The 3,281-nt window shown below is 63.0% G+C and carries 4 protein-coding genes; 2 read left to right on the plus strand and 2 right to left on the minus strand.

Annotated features, from left to right (window positions below):
* Nucleotides 1–738: 738 nt before the first annotated feature.
* Complete coding sequence (locus tag ACESNG_RS21140) at nt 739–1,164, minus strand: hypothetical protein (RefSeq protein ID WP_373070705.1); 426 nt, start codon at nt 1,162–1,164, stop codon at nt 739–741.
* A 303-nt stretch (nt 1,165–1,467) separates the two neighbouring features.
* On the opposite strand from ACESNG_RS21140, the gene ACESNG_RS21145 reads away from it, so the two are divergent.
* On the plus strand, nt 1,468–1,848 hold the full coding sequence (locus tag ACESNG_RS21145; RefSeq protein ID WP_373070707.1) for a hypothetical protein: 381 nt from the start codon (nt 1,468–1,470) through the stop codon (nt 1,846–1,848).
* Between the two features lie 33 nt (nt 1,849–1,881).
* On the opposite strand, the gene ACESNG_RS21150 is transcribed toward ACESNG_RS21145, so the two are convergent.
* The gene (locus tag ACESNG_RS21150) at nt 1,882–2,112 is read right to left on the minus strand and encodes a hypothetical protein (RefSeq protein ID WP_373070709.1); all 231 of its coding nucleotides are present in this window, start codon (nt 2,110–2,112) and stop codon (nt 1,882–1,884) included.
* Between the two features lie 553 nt (nt 2,113–2,665).
* Here ACESNG_RS21150 and ACESNG_RS21155 point away from each other — a divergent pair.
* Nucleotides 2,666–3,281 (plus strand): PGN_0703 family putative restriction endonuclease (locus ACESNG_RS21155; RefSeq protein ID WP_407944712.1); only part of this gene is annotated, 616 nt, incomplete at its 3' end.

A 3,281-nucleotide genomic window follows, 5' to 3' on the forward strand; every position in this document is an offset into this window, starting at 1 on the left:
GAGCCCCTTAGACGAGGAGGGAATAGTTCCAGCGCTCAGACGAATCTCTTTCGAAGAGCTGCCAGGACGGAATCTTCTTCTTCGGACCGAACTTGCGTGGCCGCGCAGCGACGAAATCCGGTGGGCATGAGCCTTGTTGTGCGCGCGCTGCGAACCAACTGCTGATTTCGTTGTAGCTCAGCTCCCCGCCGGCAGGCACTTTTTCGCCAACCGCTCCCAGTCTTCGGCGAGCCACGCTACGTAACGATCGAATGGGTGAAAGGCAGCGCCGAGATCCGCGTGATACTGAGGCACCCGCCCGCAGAAGTGTTCAGCCGCCATGCGCTTTGCTTCTGCTTCCTCGGCCTGTCGGTGGGCACTCATCTGCTCCGATTCTGGTGCCCGGTACCTCACGGTAGGCCGCCTTGCCCAGTACACGTGGCCGTATTGATCTCGGTACGGGTCCATGGTCACGGTGGTGACTCTAGGGAGCTGGGTGCCACGAGGTTCGACCCGCCATCCCAGTCACGGCGATTAAGTCTTTCGCCTTGTAGAACTCGCCGATGCCCACGGGTTTCGCAATCTCAGATAGCGACCGTTGAACGGACGTTCCGCCGTTGCGTGGGGCTGTTCACGGGTTCTGACCGGGTCAGTCTCAAATGGGTGGTACGCAGACATTCTCAGTGATGGGGGCCGACTCGTTACACGATCGCCGCCGGGGGTGTGGCCGCGGTGACGTGTGAAGCGTCGTGTCCGGCCTCATGCTGCTTCCAGGTCGTCAAATCCGGAGATGTCGTCGAATGCGTCGGCGATATCGAGTGCGTCATCGAGCGCGCACAGTCCGTGTAGCTGCACGAAAGCGGACTGGCATCCCAGCGACATCATTCCGCGGCAGAGCTCGGCGATGGACCTGCTCGACACGCTGTAGCCGTCGATGATGCATGCGATGAGGTGGCGATACTCGTGCATGCACTCGCCGAGGAGGTCGAGTTCGTAGCAGCTGCGCTGCGAAGCCCACCAGGCGACCTGTTGCGCACTCCACATCACGTCCATCAGCGCAGCGGGATCGCCTTGCAGTAGTCCGTCGTCGATCAGGTCACCGAAGTCGGGGCCTGCGACCCTTGTGCAGACCTTTGCGAGATCAAGAGCGAGACGGTGGGCGACACGGCAGCAGTTGTTGTTCATGAGTGCAGTGTGCGCGCTGGGGGTCGCATGGCCCGTCGAAGAACGCGCCGATGCCCGACGGTCCCATCCAATACGCAGCAGCCGGGGTGCGTGCCGACGCGCCCGTTTCGCAAGATTCCGGTGTCGACGGCTCGGTCTCAGTTCATCCTCGGGGGAGGGAGTCAACATCGAATCGTTGGCGTCCGGTCGCCACACAGGCAGCGGCAAGATCCGCACCAAAAAAGTGTCTTGTCCCCACGTGCCACGCGCTCAGAGGTGCATAAGTCGGCAACCACGCCGACCATGAAACAAGGAGAACCCCACATGAGCTTGCAACTCACCCCCGGAACCGCCAGCCAACTGGCACCGAACCCATACATGTCGGGCCGCGCTGTTGCGGCCGCCGAGCTCCGTCTGCAGATTGGTATGGCTGATCTGGACGGACTGCTCGCCGATTTGTCCAAGCACACAGGGGGGCTTCTTGGCCCCGATGGTGAGGTCGACATCGACGCGTACCGTCGCCGCATCGCCCACGTAGACGAGGCTCAACATGACCTGGAGCTGTCGGTAGAACGGCTCTCCGATCTGATCAGTGTGGGTGCCGACACACTGCTCATCACGATCGGCCGATCCGTTTGCCAGACACTCGAGCGGATTGTCGAGTCTGCCCGAGCGCATCTCAGTGCCACCGAGGACGGCGCCTGAACAAACAACCGCAAGGTGGGGGTGACCAATTGGTCACCCCCACCTTTCGTTGTCGCTACCGGTGACGGCGCTGCGGTGCTCGGCGACCATCCCGGTCATTGCGCTCGATGAGCTCGGTGTGAGCGGCATGGAGTTGCGCCCGAACCGCTCCGAATGAATCGTCGCGGCCCACAGCAACGGGAACCCCGGCATACCACGGCTGCCAGGACTCTCGTCGGCAAAACAGCACGCCGTGGTCGGACACGACGACGACGATGTCGCCATGACGTTGCGCGTAGCGAACTGTCAACGCTACGTAGCGGTCAAGCGAGGCGAGTTCCATGGTTGCGACCGTGATCGCCCTGTTCAAGGTTGCACACGCCGGATCTCCACCGGGTCGACGCTCGGTCTGCGCGCCGGCTCGTGGCGCTGATGCGTTCGAATTGGGTGAACGAAGTTGGCGTCGCGTTCGATGTGCGCGACGTCGAGCTGACGACGCATTGCCACAGTTGGAGCGCAGACGTGGCCGCTGTCGCGATGGCTCGAACTCTCTCGCATTGCGGGTCAGTGGCACCTGCGAGTCTGTGACTGTCGGTCTCGCAGTCGCGGCGAGCCGCACGCCCGACGTGTGGAGCAGGCAGGCGAGGCCCGGCACGTGCGGGCCGTGTGTTGCGCTTGCCGTGCGGATGAATGGTCGTGAGCGCGTGACGCAAGCAGGCCGCTTCGGACAACCGGGGGCGATGCTTCGAACTGCGCAGATCGATCCGCCCGGTCATCTCATGCGCTACGCCGAAGGTCTCGTGATCTCTGCGACACCCGTTCTTTAGGGTGGTTGGCGATGAAGACAGACGAGACATTTGTGGCCGGCGAGCGACAGCGGGCGGTTCGGTGGAAGGCGTCGACGGCGACGCTGCCGCAGCCGGCACGGCAGGCTGCACCGTACGTGAACAACAACGGCCTCGGAAGCGGTCCGGCGTACGGGTTTTGTCTGCCAGCTGAGTACGCGGAGTTGACGTTGCTGCCCGAGGTGCGTGGGCAGGCGTTGGCGCTGTTCGCCGAGTTGGGGATCCCGTGGCATGCAGGCGTCGGGTCCGGTCCGGGCAACCACTTGTTGTCGTCGCAGGTGCAATGTGTGAACGCGCTCGGACAGATGGTTCACGACCCGGAACGCATCGTGGCATCGTTCGGTGGTGTTGTGAACATTGAGAGCGTCCTCGAGATCGAACCGGGCCGGTTCCTGACGTTCGAGTACATCGGAGACAGCGACTATCTCAACGAGGCCCGCAACGGTCAGCGCACACGCGGAGCGCACTGCACCAGCATCGACGCGGCGTTTGTCGTGCGATCGACCGACGGACTCACCGTGTTGGTGCTCGTCGAGTGGAAGTACACCGAGTCGTACGCGTCGCGCGTTGCCGAACCGAAAGACGCCGTGAGATGGAGCCGCTACTCGC

Origin of the sequence: Gemmatimonas sp. (assembly GCF_041689975.1) — a bacterium.
Taxonomy (GTDB): domain Bacteria; phylum Gemmatimonadota; class Gemmatimonadetes; order Gemmatimonadales; family Gemmatimonadaceae; genus Gemmatimonas.